At 71.0% G+C, this 14,918-nt stretch carries 15 protein-coding genes; 7 read left to right on the forward strand and 8 right to left on the reverse strand.

The features are described from left to right. Positions 1 to 4: 4 nt before the first annotated feature. The 7 genes from ACQPW6_RS05735 to ACQPW6_RS05765 all read right to left on the reverse strand — a co-directional run bounded on the left by ACQPW6_RS05735 (position 5) and on the right by ACQPW6_RS05765 (position 6,376). Positions 5 to 1,138 carry a hypothetical protein gene (locus ACQPW6_RS05735; RefSeq protein ID WP_433888440.1) on the reverse strand — a complete coding sequence of 378 codons (1,134 nt, stop codon included), beginning with the start codon at positions 1,136 to 1,138 and terminating at the stop codon, positions 5 to 7. Between the two features lie 4 nt (positions 1,139 to 1,142). Next, positions 1,143 to 1,886: a 4-carboxy-4-hydroxy-2-oxoadipate aldolase/oxaloacetate decarboxylase gene (locus tag ACQPW6_RS05740; protein ID WP_433888441.1), complete on the reverse strand. Its 744-nt coding sequence runs from the start codon at positions 1,884 to 1,886 to the stop codon at positions 1,143 to 1,145. Then, complete coding sequence (locus tag ACQPW6_RS05745) at positions 1,883 to 2,638, reverse strand: PIG-L deacetylase family protein (RefSeq protein WP_433888442.1); 756 nt, start codon at positions 2,636 to 2,638, stop codon at positions 1,883 to 1,885. The genes ACQPW6_RS05740 and ACQPW6_RS05745 overlap by 4 nt, the downstream gene beginning before the upstream one ends. Before the next feature lie 23 nt (positions 2,639 to 2,661). Continuing rightward, the gene (locus ACQPW6_RS05750; protein ID WP_433888443.1) at positions 2,662 to 3,657 is read right to left on the reverse strand and encodes an ABC transporter substrate-binding protein; all 996 of its coding nucleotides are present in this window, start codon (positions 3,655 to 3,657) and stop codon (positions 2,662 to 2,664) included. Between the two features lie 2 nt (positions 3,658 to 3,659). Continuing rightward, entirely contained in the window at positions 3,660 to 3,848 is a 189-nt protein-coding gene (locus tag ACQPW6_RS05755; protein WP_433888444.1) for a hypothetical protein, read from the reverse strand. A gap of 40 nt (positions 3,849 to 3,888) precedes the next feature. Further along, complete coding sequence (locus ACQPW6_RS05760) at positions 3,889 to 5,163, reverse strand: Rieske 2Fe-2S domain-containing protein (RefSeq protein ID WP_433888445.1); 1,275 nt, start codon at positions 5,161 to 5,163, stop codon at positions 3,889 to 3,891. 85 nt (positions 5,164 to 5,248) lie between these two features. Then, complete coding sequence (locus ACQPW6_RS05765) at positions 5,249 to 6,376, reverse strand: zinc-dependent alcohol dehydrogenase (protein WP_433888446.1); 1,128 nt, start codon at positions 6,374 to 6,376, stop codon at positions 5,249 to 5,251. A gap of 251 nt (positions 6,377 to 6,627) precedes the next feature. Between ACQPW6_RS05765 and ACQPW6_RS05770 the strand changes: the two genes are divergently transcribed. From ACQPW6_RS05770 to ACQPW6_RS05780, 3 genes are all read left to right on the forward strand, one after another. After that, positions 6,628 to 7,323 carry an alpha/beta fold hydrolase gene (locus ACQPW6_RS05770; protein ID WP_433888447.1) on the forward strand — a complete coding sequence of 232 codons (696 nt, stop codon included), beginning with the start codon at positions 6,628 to 6,630 and terminating at the stop codon, positions 7,321 to 7,323. Between the two features lie 74 nt (positions 7,324 to 7,397). Continuing rightward, positions 7,398 to 7,745 carry a muconolactone Delta-isomerase gene (locus ACQPW6_RS05775; RefSeq protein ID WP_433888448.1) on the forward strand — a complete coding sequence of 116 codons (348 nt, stop codon included), beginning with the start codon at positions 7,398 to 7,400 and terminating at the stop codon, positions 7,743 to 7,745. Next, entirely contained in the window at positions 7,729 to 8,439 is a 711-nt protein-coding gene (locus ACQPW6_RS05780; protein ID WP_433888449.1) for a GntR family transcriptional regulator, read from the forward strand. The genes ACQPW6_RS05775 and ACQPW6_RS05780 overlap by 17 nt, the downstream gene beginning before the upstream one ends. Before the next feature lie 100 nt (positions 8,440 to 8,539). On the opposite strand, the gene ACQPW6_RS05785 is transcribed toward ACQPW6_RS05780, so the two are convergent. Further along, positions 8,540 to 10,141: a discoidin domain-containing protein gene (locus tag ACQPW6_RS05785; protein WP_433888450.1), complete on the reverse strand. Its 1,602-nt coding sequence runs from the start codon at positions 10,139 to 10,141 to the stop codon at positions 8,540 to 8,542. Between the two features lie 312 nt (positions 10,142 to 10,453). Between ACQPW6_RS05785 and ACQPW6_RS05790 the strand changes: the two genes are divergently transcribed. Genes ACQPW6_RS05790 through ACQPW6_RS05805 form a run of 4 tightly spaced genes read left to right on the forward strand, consistent with a single transcriptional unit; the run spans position 10,454 to position 14,862 of the window. Further along, on the forward strand, positions 10,454 to 11,779 hold the full coding sequence (locus tag ACQPW6_RS05790) for an ABC transporter substrate-binding protein (RefSeq protein ID WP_433888451.1): 1,326 nt from the start codon (positions 10,454 to 10,456) through the stop codon (positions 11,777 to 11,779). After that, the gene (locus ACQPW6_RS05795) at positions 11,776 to 12,642 is read left to right on the forward strand and encodes a carbohydrate ABC transporter permease (protein WP_433888452.1); all 867 of its coding nucleotides are present in this window, start codon (positions 11,776 to 11,778) and stop codon (positions 12,640 to 12,642) included. Before ACQPW6_RS05790 ends, ACQPW6_RS05795 begins: the two co-directional genes overlap by 4 nt. Positions 12,643 to 12,646: 4 nt before the next feature. After that, complete coding sequence (locus tag ACQPW6_RS05800; RefSeq protein ID WP_433888453.1) at positions 12,647 to 13,522, forward strand: carbohydrate ABC transporter permease; 876 nt, start codon at positions 12,647 to 12,649, stop codon at positions 13,520 to 13,522. 26 nt (positions 13,523 to 13,548) lie between these two features. Next, entirely contained in the window at positions 13,549 to 14,862 is a 1,314-nt protein-coding gene (locus ACQPW6_RS05805) for a glucarate dehydratase family protein (RefSeq protein ID WP_433888454.1), read from the forward strand. Positions 14,863 to 14,918: the final 56 nt, after the last annotated feature.

Here is a 14,918-nt window from a genome sequence, read left to right on the forward strand (position 1 = left end):
GGCGTCAGCCCGCTGCGCTGAGCTGGTTCTTGACGACCTGCCAGGCGGAGAGCGCCAGCAGCGGGTGGGCGCCGAGCTCGACCAGCCGGTCGAAGCCGTCGGCGGCCAGGGCCTCGCGTTCCGCCTCGGACAGGCCGCTGCCGGCGATGGCGGCGTCCCGGTCCTTCACGAAGGCCGAACGGGCGTCGGCCCGGGTGATGATCTGCCGCAGGAACCGGTTGAGCGGCAGGCTGCTCGGCTCGGGGAAGCGGTAGTAGACGTAGTCGTCCTGGGTGAACTCGTGGCCGCCGTACCGGGGCAGCAACTCCGGCTGCCCGGCGCCGGTTCCGGCGGCCGGCGCGAGCGGCGGCACGAACTGGATCACCCCGTGGCCGTGATGGGACAGCTCCTGGTACGACAGCAGGCTGCCGGGCAGTTCGCCGCCGGTCATGCCGAGCAGCACGCACCAGGTGAGCAGTTCGCTCTCGCCGACCTCGTCGAGGTTGACGCCGGTCAGCCCGAGCAGGTCCTCGTAGCGGCCGGCCGCGGTCTCCTGGATCAGCCACTTGTCGAACGCGTAGTTGGGGGCGGTGTAGCGGGCGGTGCCGGGGAAGTGCGACATGCCGCCGCTGGCGATCACCGCGATCCGCTCCGGCCGGTCCGCCAGCGCCCTGGCGATCGCCTTGCCGAGCGCGAAGCAGCGGCGGGGGCTGGGGACCGGCGGCAGGTAGGTGTTGACCAGCAGCGGGATGACCGGGATCTCGCTGTCGCCGAGTATGTGCTCGAACGGAGTGAGGAAGGCGTGCCCGAGCTCGGCCTCCTGCGAGTAGGTCAGGTCGAAGTCCTGTGCGACGACGCCCTTGAGCAGGTCCACCGCCAGCGAGGTGTGCACCTTCTTCCGCCGCCGCCACTGGGTGTAGGCGGCCTCGCACTCCTCGGAGATCACCAGCGTGAAGGTGGGCACTGCCTCCAGCCAGAACGTCTCCAGGTGGTCGATGCCGACGACGAGCACGGCGTCCGGCCGCGCGTCCTTCAGCACCTGGCCGAAGGCGTGCAGGGCGTCGGTGCTGTTGTCGAGCTTGTCCATCTCCTCGTACGGCGGGCGGCTGAGCAGCTGCGGTGCGTGCACGGCGGCAGCGGCGGCGACGATCTCGGCCATCTCACTACTCCTCTTCGTTGAGGTCTTTCGAGGTATCGAGGTCTTGCGCGGTTCGGCGGTGTGACGAGGTCTCCTCGACGTAGCGCACGCCGAGGGCGGCGAGCTGGTCGCGCAGTCCGTACATGTCGAGGCCGAGCGTTCCGGCCCGCAACTGGGCGCGCTTGCCCTCCTCCAGCTCCTCGCGGCGCGCGGACGCCTCGACGGTGCGGGCGAGTTCGGCGTACGGCACGACGACCACCCCGTCGTCGTCGGCCAGCACCACGTCGGCCGGGCGCACCGGGCGGCCGGCGACGGTCACGGGGACGTTCACCGAGCCGGGGGTGGCCTTCACGGTGCCCTGCGCGGACACCGCCCTCGACCAGACGGGGAAGTCCATGGCGTTCAGCTCCGCGACGTCGCGGACGCCCGCGTCGGTGACCAGCCCCGCCACGCCCCGGCTGCGCATCGAGGTGGCCAGCAGCTCGCCGAACATCCCGTCGGTGGACGGCGAGGTGGTGGCCACCACCACGACGTCGCCCTCCTGGCACTGCTCCACGGCGGCGTGCAGCATCAGGTTGTCCCCGGGGTGGCTGAGCACCGTGACCGCGGGACCGCACAGCCGGGCGCCTGGCCTGATGCCGTGCAGCTGCGGCAGCATCAGCCCGCGGCGGCCCATCGCCTCGTGGACGGTGGCCACCCCGAACCCGGCGAGCCTGCCGACGAGTTCGGCGGGCGGCCGGCGGCGGACCCGGACGACGACGTGGTTCATATCAGCTCCCGGGCGGTGACCGGGAAGACCCGCTGGTACGCCTCGGCGTGCCGCACGCCCTTCTCGCCGCCGTTTCGCACGTACTGCACGCCGCGCCGCCTGGCCAGGTCGGTGTAGTAGTCCACGAGGTGGCCCTGCGCGCCCATGATCCGCATCGCCTCCAGCTTCACGTCGGCCACCGGCGAGATGTCCAGCAGCAGTTGCGGCACGAAGCCGCACTGCTCGGGCTGGTGCGGCTCGAACAGCAGCACCTGCGGGGCACCGATCGGCGGGTGCGGCGAGGGGTGGCCCGCGGCCTGCGCGATCATCCGGCAGCGCAGCACGAACTCGTGGGTGAACTGGTGGTCGAGGTTGTACGGGTCGCGGGCGGCGTGGGTGAGGATGATGTCCGGCTGCAGCGCCCGCATGTCCTCCACCAGCTGCTCCTGGAGCCGCGCCGAGTCCGCCAGCGGGTAGTCGCCCGCGTCGTAGAAGTCGATGCCGGCGCCGAGCGCGGCCGCCGCCTGCGAGGACTCCTCGCGCCTGGTCCGCCGTACGGTCTCGATGTCCATCCCCGGCTGCTTCCACAGCCCCTGGGACTCGCCGCGCTCGCCGAAGCTGAGGCAGCGCACGTGCACGGCGTGCCCGTTCTTGGCGTAGAGGGCGGCGGCGCCGCCGGCCCGCCACACGAAGTCGGCGGCGTGCGCGCTGACGATCAGTACGGTCTTGTCGGTGCGGGTGTCGCCGGCCGGGCGGTCGGGTTGGTCGGTCACCGGGCTTCCTTTCAACGGAGCGGTCACAGGTCGTGGGTGCGGTCGGCGAACAGCTCGGCGGGCGCGACCGGGCGCTGGGTCAGGCCCTGTTCGTGGGCGTAGCGGCAGAGCGTGCCGAGCATGTGCTGCTGGCCGGCGACGCCGCTGGGCCACGGGTCGGTGCCGGCCAGGGCGCCGGCCGTCTCGGCGGCGCCCGGCAGGACGGCCGTCCAGGGGGCGAGCGCGGCGCGGGCCCGGTCGGTGACGAGCTGCTTGGCCCGCTCGAAGGCGGCGTAGAGGTTGAGCACCAACCAGGGGTGCGCGTCGGCCAGTTCCGAGCGGACGACCACGCAGTGGGTGGCGTGCCTGAACCCGGTGGCGCGCAGGTAGCGCTCGGCCTCGGCCCGCGGGTCGAAGAGCCGGCGGATCCGGCCGCCGAGGGTGTCCCGGCCGGGGGAACGGTCGATGAGGTTGGCGTCGGACAGGTACAGCAGCGACGCGTCGAGTTCGCCGCCGGCCAGCAGCGAGCCGATGCTCTCCGACGGCGGGATCGGCGTCACCCTGACGCCCTGCGGCGGTCGGAAGCCGGTGCCGGACGCGTGGCTGGTGGCGCCGCCGCGTTCCATCAGCCAGTCCACGTCCTGCGGCCTGACCCCGTACTCGTCGGCGAGCACGCCCCGGCTCCACACCGCCGAGGTCTGCTGGTACTCCGGCACCCCCACCCGGCGTCCGGCGAGGTCGGCGGGCGAGGTGATGCCGGCGTCGGCGCGCACGATGATGTCGGTGTGGCACACATGGCGGGTGGTGAACACCGGCAGCCCCAGCCAGGTCCGGTCCCCCTTGGCGACGGACTGGATCAGCGAGGACAGCGACATCTCGGAGACGTCGAAGTCGCCGAAGTGCAGCTGCCGCCAGAACATCTCGGACGGGTGCAGCGCGGTGGCGGCCCAGTTGACGCCCTCGGCGGTGATCTCGCCGTCGAGCAGCGGCCGGGTCAGCGGGCCCGGGTTCAGCGCCAGGGACACGTTCAGATCGGGCACGGTCAGGTCAGCTCCCGGTCGAGGAGGATCAGGAAGTAACCCGTGGTGGACGAGTTGTAGATGATCGGACGGGTGTCGCGGTACGTCCAGCCCTGCGCGGACGCCTCGTTGAGCGCCTGCTCCAGGTCGGCCCCCACCGCCTCCGGTGCCCTGCCGGTCGCCCGTACGTCGACGACCTTGTACTCCAGCATGTGTCTCTCCTCAGCTGCTGCTCTACGGTGTTCGCCCTGCTCAGAAGCGCGCCTGCCGCACGTCCTCGGACATCTGGCGCCAGTCGTCGTCCTCGCCCATCAGCAGGTCGCCGGCCCGCATGGCGCGGTGCTCGGCGGGGGCGCTGCCGCGCGGCGGCCGGTCGGCGGCCACGTCGTCGGTGGCTTCGAGGAGCAGCCGGCGGGCGGTGGAGATGGCCATGTCGGTGCTGCCGAGGGCCTCCCGGCTGCGGTCCACGATCCGGCCCATGCCCGTCTGGATGGCGTAGTCCTGGGTGTTGACGCCCTCGATGCCGGTGAAGGTCCGGGTGCGCTGCACCTCGCGGTCGATCAGGAAGTCGTTCTCGGGGGTGCGCCTGAGCCAGTGGGTGCCCTCGGTGAAGTGCCGCTCGCCGCGGCCCATCTCGTCCTCGTGCTCGGTGAACCAGCCCGGTTCCATGGGCTGTCCGGGGTCGGCGGAGTACGCGAAGTTGAAGATCGCGGTGTTCTCGTCGTCGATCGGCACCCATACGTGCCCGTGCAGCACCGGGTAGGCGGCGGGCTCGCCCTGCCAGGTGATGAGGCCGCCGCGGAACTGCATGAACGGCATCGCGAACTGGTAGGTGCGCAGGTAGATCCGGCCGCCGCCGACCCGGCGCAGGCTCGCGTAGGTGAACCCGTGGCCGGCCACGTCCACTTCGAGCCGGGGGTGGGTGTCCAGCGCCCGCAGGTGCGAGGTGTTGCTGAGGTCGTTGTTGTGCGCGAACGACGAGTGGGCGGTGTCGATGCCGCCCTCGACGGCCTGGAGGTAGTTGCAGGGCTCGTTGCTCTGCGAGACCCCGAGGTGGGTGGCCGGCGCGCGCAGCCACTCGTAGTCCGGCGGATCGGGCATCCGGTCCGCGGGACCCATGTAGGTCCAGATGATGCCGCCGGCCTCGTGCGTCGGGTAGGACAGGGTGCCGACCCGGAAGCGGAACTGCGACTCGGGCGGCTCGGAGGGGGCGTCCACGCAGTTGCCGTGCACGTCGAACTTCCAGCCGTGGTAGACGCAGCGCAGTCCGCACTCCTCGTTCCGGCCGAAGAACAGCGGGGCGCGGCGGTGCGGGCAGTGCGCGTCGAGCAGCCCGACGTCGCCGGCGGAGTCGCGGAAGGCGACCAGGTCCTCGCCGAGCAGCCTGACCCGGACCGGCGGGCTGTCCGGTTCGGCGATGTCGGCGGCGAGCAGCGCCGGTATCCAGTAGCGGCGGAAGACCTCGCCCATCGGTGTGCCGGCGCCGACGCGGGTGAGCCGTTCGTTCATCTCCGTCGTGATGCGCATGGTGCCCCTTTCCGGGTGTTGCGGTTTCCGGATGCTGTGTTTCGCGGGTGCGGGTGGCGTGTTCTGCTGCGTCGACAGGGGCCGTTCAGTCCGGCAGGCCGTGCCAGGGCAGCACGGTGGCGTGGATGACCTCGCCTCCCGACTCCCCCGCGGTGGCGAGGATCGCCTCGTGCACCCCGTCGAGGCCGACGGTCAGCGAGGACATCTCCTGGACCGGGTAGCGGCCCGAGGCCATCAGCGCGAGGGCGTGCTCGACCGCCTGGTAGCTGTGCCCGCGCACCCCGCGCACCGTCAGGTACTTGCGGGAGAGCAGCCCGAAGTCCACGCCGTCCAGCGGCACTCCGGCGCTGACCGCGCTGACCAGCGTGCCGCGCTTGCGGGCCAGCGCGATCGACTGGTTGACGACGGCGGCGCTGCCCGCGGCCGTGTCGATCACCAGGTCGGCCATCGCGCCGCCGGTGATCGCGGCGACCTCGTCGACCAGGTCGGTGTCGTCCACGCACACGGTGTGGGTGGCGCCGAGCCGGCGGGCCACCTCAAGGCGGTGGCGGTCCCCGCGCCGTCCGGCGGCCACGATGACCGGCGCGCCGGCCGCGTGCGCGCCGATCACGCAGCCCAGGCCCTGCTGGCCCGGGCCGATCACGACCACGGCCTTGCCGGGTCCGGCGCCGCCCTCGCGGTAGGCCCACTCGTAGCCGTTGGCGATCGGCAGCGCCATCGCCGCGTGCGGGTCGGGCACCGCGTCGGGCACGGCGTGCAGCACCGAGCGCTCGTGCAGCCGCAGGTACTGGCTGAAGCCGCCCCACAGGCCGGGCGCCCTGGCCAGCGCGGTGGTGCCGTAGCGCAGCGCGTCCGGGTCGTGCGAGGGGTCGGAGCCGAGGCAGAGCCGGAACTCCGAGCCGCGGCAGAAGTGGCAGTGCCCGCAGGGCAGATACTCCTCCACCACCACCCGGTCGCCGACCGCCACACCCCACCGGCGGGCGGCGACCTCGCCGAGCGCGGCGATCCGGCCGACGTTCTCGTGGCCCATGACCCGCTCGGGCAGCCCCTCCTTGTCATACGCCACCACGTCGGAGCCGCACACGCCGGCCGCGTCGACCCGCAGCAGACCCTCGTTGGCGCCGACCGGCGGGACCGGCAGGGTGCGCAGTTCGGTGCGCCGCCGTCCGGTGGTGACGGCGGCGAGGGTCGCGGTAGGGACGTCAGAGTTCATCGGCGCGTGCTCTCCACTGGAGTGCGGGTCACCCCTGAGCGGGGCTGGCCTCGGGCACGCTAATCGTTAACGATTTTGTCGTCAAGAAGAAAAACAGGAACAGTTCCCACTTCAACCATGCACTGCTTTGCCCGATCTTACGGCCTTTATACGGTGATTCGGACGGTGTTGTGGCCTGGACAACCGCTCGCAAGATTGGCAACAATGTGGTGCGCACGATGATCCATGAGGTCTGTCGAAGGGATGCGGCTGTGAAATACGTGTTGGTCTCCGGCGCCTGGCACGGCGGTTGGTGCTGGGAGCGGGTCGCGCCCCTGCTGCGTGCCGCCGGACACGAGGTGTACGCCCCCACGCTGACCGGAGTCAGCGACCGGGCGCACACCCTCACCCCGCAGGTGGGCCTCGGCACCCACATCGAGGACGTGGTGCGGCTGCTCGACACCTACGACCTCACCGGCGTACGGCTGGTCGGCCACAGTTACGCCGGCCAGGTCGTCGCGGGCGTCGCCGAACTGCGGCCGGAACGGCTCTCGATGCGGGTGCACCTGGACGCGTTCGTCCCCGAGGACGGCGAGGCCGCCATCGACCTGCTGCCCGCCGAAGTCGCCGGCCACTACCGGGAGTCGGTGCAGGGCGCGGGGTTCGGCTGGCTGATACCGCCGCGCTCGCTCACCGTCCTGGGGGTGACGGAGGAGGCCGACACCTCATGGCTGACCCCGCGGCTGACCCCGCACCCCTGGCTCAGCTACACCGAGCCGGTGCGGACCGGGGCGCGGGCCGCCGCCGTGCCGGCGCGCTACCTGGACTGCACGGACTGGATGGGCGTTTTCGCGCCACACGCCGAACGGGCCCGCAAGGCGGGCTGGGACGTCAGGCCGCTGGCCACCGGGCACGAGGCCATGGTGACCGCGCCCCGGGAGCTGGCGGACCTGCTGCTCGCGGACTGAACGTCCCCCCTGCGCCGCCTGCCTGCGGCGCGCCCGGCCCGGGCCCGAACGCTTCGACAGACAAGGACTCCTCTATGGAATGGCTAGTGCACACGCACAACCGGCTGCCGGCGCAGACCCCCGCCGCCGAGCGCGAGCGGCTGCGCGTCGCCGAGCGCGAGCGGGCCATGGAGTTGCGGGCCCAAGGAGTGCTCAGAAAGCTCTGGCGAACACCTGGCAGTGCGGGCACAGTTGCTCTCTACGAGTGCCGGGACGCGACGCACCTGCACGAGGCGCTGTCATCGCTGCCGATGTTCCCCTGGCTCGAGGTGAGCGTCGAGCCGCTGGCCGACCACCCGCAGGAGACGCAGGCGGCGGCGCTCGCCGCGGTGCGCGGCGGTTCCCTCGACCACAGCGAAGGGTACGATGACCAGCCCGTCTGAACAGGCCAAGACCTCCGTCGATCTCGTCGACCGGGTACGGCTCGCCATCGCACACGGCGAACTCCTGCCGGGGCAGCACCTGGTGGAGACCGACCTCGCCGCCATGTTCGCCGTCTCGCGCGGCGCGGTGCGCTCGGCGCTGACCGTCCTCGACTCCGACGGCCTGATCACCCGCACCCCCAACCGCGGTGCCAAGGTGCGGCCGATCTCGCTCGCCGAGGCCGTGGAGATCACCGAGTTGCGGGCCGTCATCGAGGGGCTGTGCGCGGCGAAGGCGGCGCAGCGGGCCACCGCGCAGGAGCGGGCCGACCTGCGGCGGATCGACAGCCAGATGCGCGCCGCCGTCGACACCGGCGACTCCGCGCAGTACAGCAGGCTGAGCGAGACCGTGCACGAGCACATCAGGCAGATCGCCGCCCAGGCGTCGGCGATCGACGTCCTCGACCGGCTGCGATACCGCAGCGTGCGCTACCAGTTCAGCGTGGCGCGGCTGCCCGGCCGGCCCCGGCAGGGCGCCGAGGAGCACTCGGCGATCGTGCACGCCGTGGTGGCGGGCAAGCCGGACGACGCGGAGCGGGAGATGCGCTCGCATTTGCAGAGCGTGATCGGCGCGCTGTACGACCTCCAGGCGCAGGGCGGCCTGTACGCCGTCCCCGTACCCCGGCCGCAGGCGGCGTCCACGGCCCGGACCTGAGGCCGTCGGCTTCTCGGGCGCGGCAGAAGGGGGTGCTGTTCCCTTGAGCGGGAACAGCACCCCCTCCGTTCGACCCGCCACCGGGGCGGCGCCGTACCGCCTACGGGGTGACGGCGATGTTGGTCAGGCCCTGGCCGCCGGATGAGGTGTTGGAGCTGTGGACGACGTTCTGGTCGCCGGCGTCGCACTTCTTGTTGTTGGTGACGTTGATGCCGTAGCCGTCGGAGGCGGTGATGGTGAACGTGTTGCCCGCGAAGGTGTTGCCGCAGCCGTAGGGCGCCTGCGCGGTGTGGGTCTGGAACCCGTCGAGGTAGGGGTCGGAGACCTTGTTGTCGTCGATCCGGTAGTTGTCGCCCTTGGCGTCGATGGTGGAGTCGGCGGAGTTCTGGTTCTGCTCGCCGGTGCCGTTGAAGGTGTTGCCGGTGACGACGCCGTTCTTGGTGCCCTCCTTGATGTCCAGGCCCTCCGCGGCGACGTTCGGGCCGATGGTGTTGTCGAGCACCTGCACGTTGTCGGAGGCGTCCACGCCGCTGGAGCCCGCGTAGCAGGCCCAGTTGCTCTTCGCCGAGCCGATGTAGACGCCCTCGCCGTAGTCCGGCTGGTTCTGCCCGGTGTCGTGGACGTTCGAGTTCTTGATGACGCCGTCGGCGCTGCCCTTGCGGAAGTGCACGCCCTCGTCACCGATGTTGCGCACCTCGACGCGGTCGATGGTCACATGCGGGGCGGCGTCCATGACGATGCCCTTGCTCGCGGTGTCCACGGTGAAGCCGGTCAGGTTCCAGTAGCCGGCGCCGTTGAGGTAGAGCCCGTAGCCGACCCCGCCGGTGGGGCAGGACGCGGCCGGGTTCGCGGCGGCGCCGGAGGCCGCGCGGACCGCTGACGGGCCGTCGTACTCCGAGCTGTGCAGGATCGCCTTGGAGCTGCCGGTCAGGGTGATCGGCTTGGCCGAGGTGCCGGCCTTGGTGGCGACGAACTTGCCGGTGTACGAGCCGTCGGCGAGGTGGATCGTGTCGCCGGGCTGGGCGCCGGACAGCGCGGAGGTGAGCTGCGCCGCGGTCGAGACGTCGATCGTGCTGCCCGGAGGCGGCGAGGTCGGCGGTGTGGTGGGGGGCGTCGTGGGGGGTGTCGTCGGCGGCGTGGTGGGGGGTGTGGTGGCCGCGGTGCCGAAGACCTCGAACTCGTTGACGGTGAAGGTGCCGGCACCGGGGGCGTCGTGCTCGTTGTAGAGCTCGATCCAGCGGGTGCTGACGGGTTCGGGGAGCGCGACGGTCTCGGTGCCGCCGGTGCCGTCGGTCACCTGGGTCTGGGTGTGCCAGCTGGTGCCGTTGGACGAGGTGCGGATCTTGAAGGTGGTGGCGTAGCCGCTGCCCCAGGCGACGGTGACGTGGTCGACGGTGGCGGCGGCTCCGAGGTCGACCTTGAGCTCCTGCGGGGCGGCCGTACCGCTCTGCCACCCGGTGCCGGTGTCGCAGTCGGTGGCGTCGGCGGGGCTGCCGCTGGTGGAGCTGGTGGCGGACGCGGTGGACGCGCAGGCCAGGTCGCCGGTGATGGTCGCGGCGGCGCTGGTGCCCGCCGAGGCCAGGCTGATTCCGGCGGCCACGACGAGGGCGCCGACCGCGGCCGCGCCGCCGGCCGCGAGCCCGCGTCGTCGAACTCCTTCTTGGTGCCGGGTGTGACGTACCGGCCGTGTGAGGGGGGCCATTTCACTCCTTCGTCAGGGTGTGGCGACGGCTGATGTGTGCCGATGTCCGTTGACAAAAATTCATGTACCTGAACTCTGATCATGGATACAGACACCGTCTCGAGTGCCGAAAGTAGGCCGGACACGACGGGGCGTCAAGGCATCGGACGGGATGAACCCACCGCCCGGACCTGGTCTGCCGTCCGACCGTCCGGCCAAGATGCGTCCAACCTCTTGACCCGGCCCAGCGGCCGACCTAAAGTCCGCTGCTATTCCTGGATGTGGACCAGGTTCAAATAGGTGAACCTGAACTAGACAAACCGGAGTTGGGCCATGAGCACACGCCGCAACAGACACCCGCGCCGGGTGGCCGCACTCGCCGCCGCCCTCGTCACCGCGTCCCTCGCCCTGACCGCGTGCGGCGGTTCCGGCAGCGGGTCGGGCAAGGCGTCAGGGCCGCTCAAGGTCTGGGTGCGCGGGGCGGGCGACTCGCAGAAGGCCTACCAGATGGTCTTCGACGGCTACACCAAGAAGACCGGCGTCAAGGTCGAACTGTTCATGACCAACACCGACTTCGAGACCAAGCTCAACGCGGCGGCGGCCGCGCACAAGCTGCCCGACGTGGTCATCGACGACGGCTCCCAGCTCGGCACGTTCAAGAAGCAGGGCATCATCACCGAGGTCGACAAGGCCAAGATCACCGGCGCCGCCCAGGTCAGCGACACCGCCTGGAAGTCGGTCGGCGACGACAAGGGCGCCACCTACGGCGTGCCGTTCTCCGCCCAGGCCAGCGTGCTGCTGATCCGCACCGACTGGCTGAAGAAGGTCGGCATGCAACCGCCCACCACCTGGGACCAGATGGAGGCGGTGGCCAAGGCGTTCACCACCCGGGACCCGGACGGCAACGGCAAGAACGACACCTACGGCCTGGACGTCCCCGGCTCCACCCAGCGCGGCTACCTGTCCTGGTACTGGTCGAACTTCCTCTACGAGGCCGGCGGCAACTTCCTCACCCCCACCGGCTCCGGCGGCTTCACCTCCACGATCGGCTCGTCGGCCGCCGTCACCGCCGCCGACTACCTCAAGAAGCTGTACTGCACCGACAAGGTCGTCCAGCCCGGCGCGCTCAACAACGTCACCACCGACACCAACAAGGCGTTCCAGACCGGAGTCGCCGGGATGTACCTGACCGGCCCCTACGCCTACGCCACCACCGACGCCACCGCCGTCAAGGGCAAGTACACCGCCGTCGCCCCGCCGGCCGGCCCCGGCGGGGTCAACGCGCTCGCCGAGGGCACCACCGTCTACGCCATGGCCGGCTCCAAGCGGTCCGCCGACTTCGACACCCTGGCCTCGTACATGGTCTCCCCCGCGGCCCAGACCCTCGGGATGACCGGCGTGCCCACCGCGACCATCGTCCGGCTGCCGATCAACACCGCGGTGGACACCGCCAAGGTGCACGGCGGCGACCCGCGCTGGCAGCTCGCCCAGGACATCTACCAGAAGAGCTCCACCTACGAGCCGGTGAGCGCCCCCGACTGGCAGACGTACCGCAACGACGCCTCGGAGACCCTCAACAAGCTGCTGTCCGGCTGCGGTGACAGCAAGCAGGCGCTGACCGGGCTCAACTCCCAGTACGAGTCGCTGCTCAAGAAGTGACCAGATTCCGCTGGGCCACACCCTGGCTCTTCCTCGCACCCGTCCTCGCCCTCTTCGGCGTGTTCAAGTTCTGGCCGACCGTGTGGGGGATGTACCTCAGCTTCTTCGAGGTACGCCCCTACCTGGGCAACAGGTGGATCGGCTGGGACAACTTCAGCACCGCGCTGCACGATCCGCTGCTGCGCTCGGCGGTGGAGCACACCGTCATCGACGCGGGCGTGACCGTCGCCGCCTCCGCGCTGCTCGGCTTCGGCCTCGCGCTGCTGCTCGAAGGCCCGGCCCGGTACCTGCGGATCCTGCGGACGGCCGCCTTCCTGCCGGTGGTCACCGCCATGGTCGCGGTGGCCGAGCTGTGGAACACGCTGCTGTACCCCGGTGGCACCGGCACCGTCAACACCCTGCTGTCGCACTTCGGCCTGGGCACCCAGCCCTTCCTGTCGTCCCCGCACTCCTCGCTCGCCTCGGTGATGCTGGTGCAGATCTGGAAGAGCGCGCCCTACGACATGGTGATCTTCGTGGCGGGCCTGGCCGGCATCGACCGGCAGCTGTACGAGGCCGCGGCCATCGACGGCGCAGGCGCCTGGCACCGGCTGCGGCACGTGACGCTGCCCTCGCTGCGGCCGGTCACCACCATCGTGCTGACCCTCGGCATCATCCGCGGCCTGCGGGTCTTCACCGAGATCTACGTGCTGACCGGCGGCGGCCCGGCCGGCTCCACCGAGACCATCGTCACGTACACCTACAAGCAGGGCATCCAGAACAACACCCTCGGCCTGGCCTCCGCCGTGTCCACCGTGCTGTTCCTGGTCACCGTCCTGCTGACCTGCCTCACCCTGTGGTGGCGCAGGCGGAAGGAGGCCTGATCCCGTGAGCGTCCCCACCACCGCGCTCGGCCTGCGGATGCCGCGGCGGACGACGACCAGGACCGCCGTACGGCTGGTGCTCTACGCCCTGGTGCTGTTCGTCTTCGTGATGCCGCTGTGGACGATGCTGGCCACCGTCTTCAGCGGCGGCCAGCCGAAGACCGGTCAGATGTCGCTCTTCCCCGGGCACTTCACCTTCGCCAACATCCGCACCGCCTTCCACTACGGGGTGGGCCGCGGACTGCTCAACTCGGTGATCGTCACCGGCGTCGGTCTCTTCCTCCAGGTCACCGTCAGCGCGTTCGCCGCGTACGCGCTGGCCCGCAAGAAGTTCCGCGGCCAGGCCGTGGTGCTGCTGGCGATCCTGTCGACGATGATGATGCCGGAGGAGGTCATCGCGATCCCGCTCTACCTCGTCCTCGGCAAGGTCCCCGACCCGCTCGGCGGCAGCGACCTGCTCAACTCCTACTCCGGGCTGATCCTGCCGGTCGTCGGCTGGGCGCTGCCGATCTACGTGCTGACCGGCTTCATGAAGACCATCCCGCTGGAGCTGGAGGAGGCCGCCCGGATGGACGGCGCCCGGGACCTGCGGATCTTCTTCCAGATCGTGCTGCCGCTGTGCCGGCCCGCGCTCGGCACCTGCGCGGTGTTCGGCTTCCTGATGATCTGGGACCAGTACCTGCTGCCGCTGCTGGTCGCGTCGACTCCGCACATGTACACGATGACGCTCGTGGTGACGAGCCTGTCCTCCAGCCAGGAGCAGACCGAGGGTGTGCGGATGGCCGCGTCGCTGATGCTGATGATCCCCAGCGTCCTGGTCTACCTCGGGCTGCAGCGGCTCTTCGAACGCGGCATGCTCAGCGGCTCGCTCAAGGGATGAACCGCCCACCGGACCGGGAGAAGACGATGTTGACAACCCATGGCGGCCATCCGGTGCGGGACAGCGGCACGCGGAGCATCCGGATCAGCTCGGTGACCGTCACGCCGGTCGCGTTCCGCGATCCGCCGCTGCTGAACGCGAGCGGTGTCCACCAGCCGTACGCGCTGCGGGCCATCGTGGAGGTCGGCACCGACGCCGGCCTGCACGGCGTCGGCGAGACCTACGCCACCACCGGCCATCTGGCCCGGCTCGAAGCGGCGGCCCGCGTGCTGGTCGGCATGGACGTCAGGGCGCTGAACGCGATGCACGCCCGGCTGGCGGCGCTGCTGGCCGCCGAGGGCCGCCGGGCGGCTTTCGGGCCGACCGGCGCGAGCACCGCGGAGAGCACGGTGGACCGGGTCTTCGCGCCGTTCGAGGTGGCCTGCCTGGACATCCAGGGCAAGGCGGCCGGCTGCCCCGTCTCCGATCTGCTCGGCGGCGCGGTACGGGACTCGGTGCCGTTCAGCGCGTACCTCTTCTACAAGTGGGCCGGGCACCCGGGCGCGGAGCCCGACGCCTGGGGCGCCGCCCTGGACACCGAGGGCATCGTCAGCCAGGCCCGGCGGATGCTCGACGCGTACGGCTTCACCGCGATCAAACTCAAGGGCGGCGTGCTGCCGCCCGACCAGGAGATCGAGACGATGCGGGCGCTGTACGGGGAGTTCCCCGGAGTTCCGCTGCGGCTGGACCCCAACACGTCCTGGAGCGTGCCGACTTCCCTCAAGGTGGCGCGCGAACTCGACGGCGTCGTGGAGTACCTGGAGGATCCGACGCCGGGCCTGGACGGCATGGCGGAGGTCGCCGCGCACGCTCCGATGCCGCTGGCCACCAACATGTGCGTGGTGGCCTTCGAGCAGCTGGCCCCGTCCATCGCGCGCGACGCGGTGCAGGTGGTGCTGTCCGACCACCACTACTGGGGCGGCCTGCACCGCTCGAAACTGCTGTCCGGGATCTGCGAGACATTCGGCCTGGGCCTGTCGATGCACTCCAACTCGCACTTGGGCGTGAGCCTGGCCGCGATGACCCAACTGGCCGCCGCGACGCCGCACCTGACCTACGCGTGCGACACCCACTGGCCGTGGAAGGACGAGCAGGAAGACGTGATCTCCCCCGGCGTCCTCAGCTTCAACGAGGGCTCGATAGCGGTCCCCCGCACCCCCGGCCTGGGCGTGCACCTCGACCCCGACCGCCTCGCCCGCCTCCACGAGCAGTACCTGACCTGCGGCATCCGCGACCGCGACGACACGGCCTACATGCGCACGGTCAACCCGGCCTACGAGCGGCTCCGCCCGCGGTGGTGAGGAAAGGTGATGAGCCTGCGAAAGGACGCAGGCGTTCTGGCAGGCCGGCGCCGGTT

The sequence above is a fragment of the Streptomyces sp. CA-111067 genome (genome assembly GCF_050956065.1).
Taxonomy (GTDB): domain Bacteria; phylum Actinomycetota; class Actinomycetes; order Streptomycetales; family Streptomycetaceae; genus Actinacidiphila.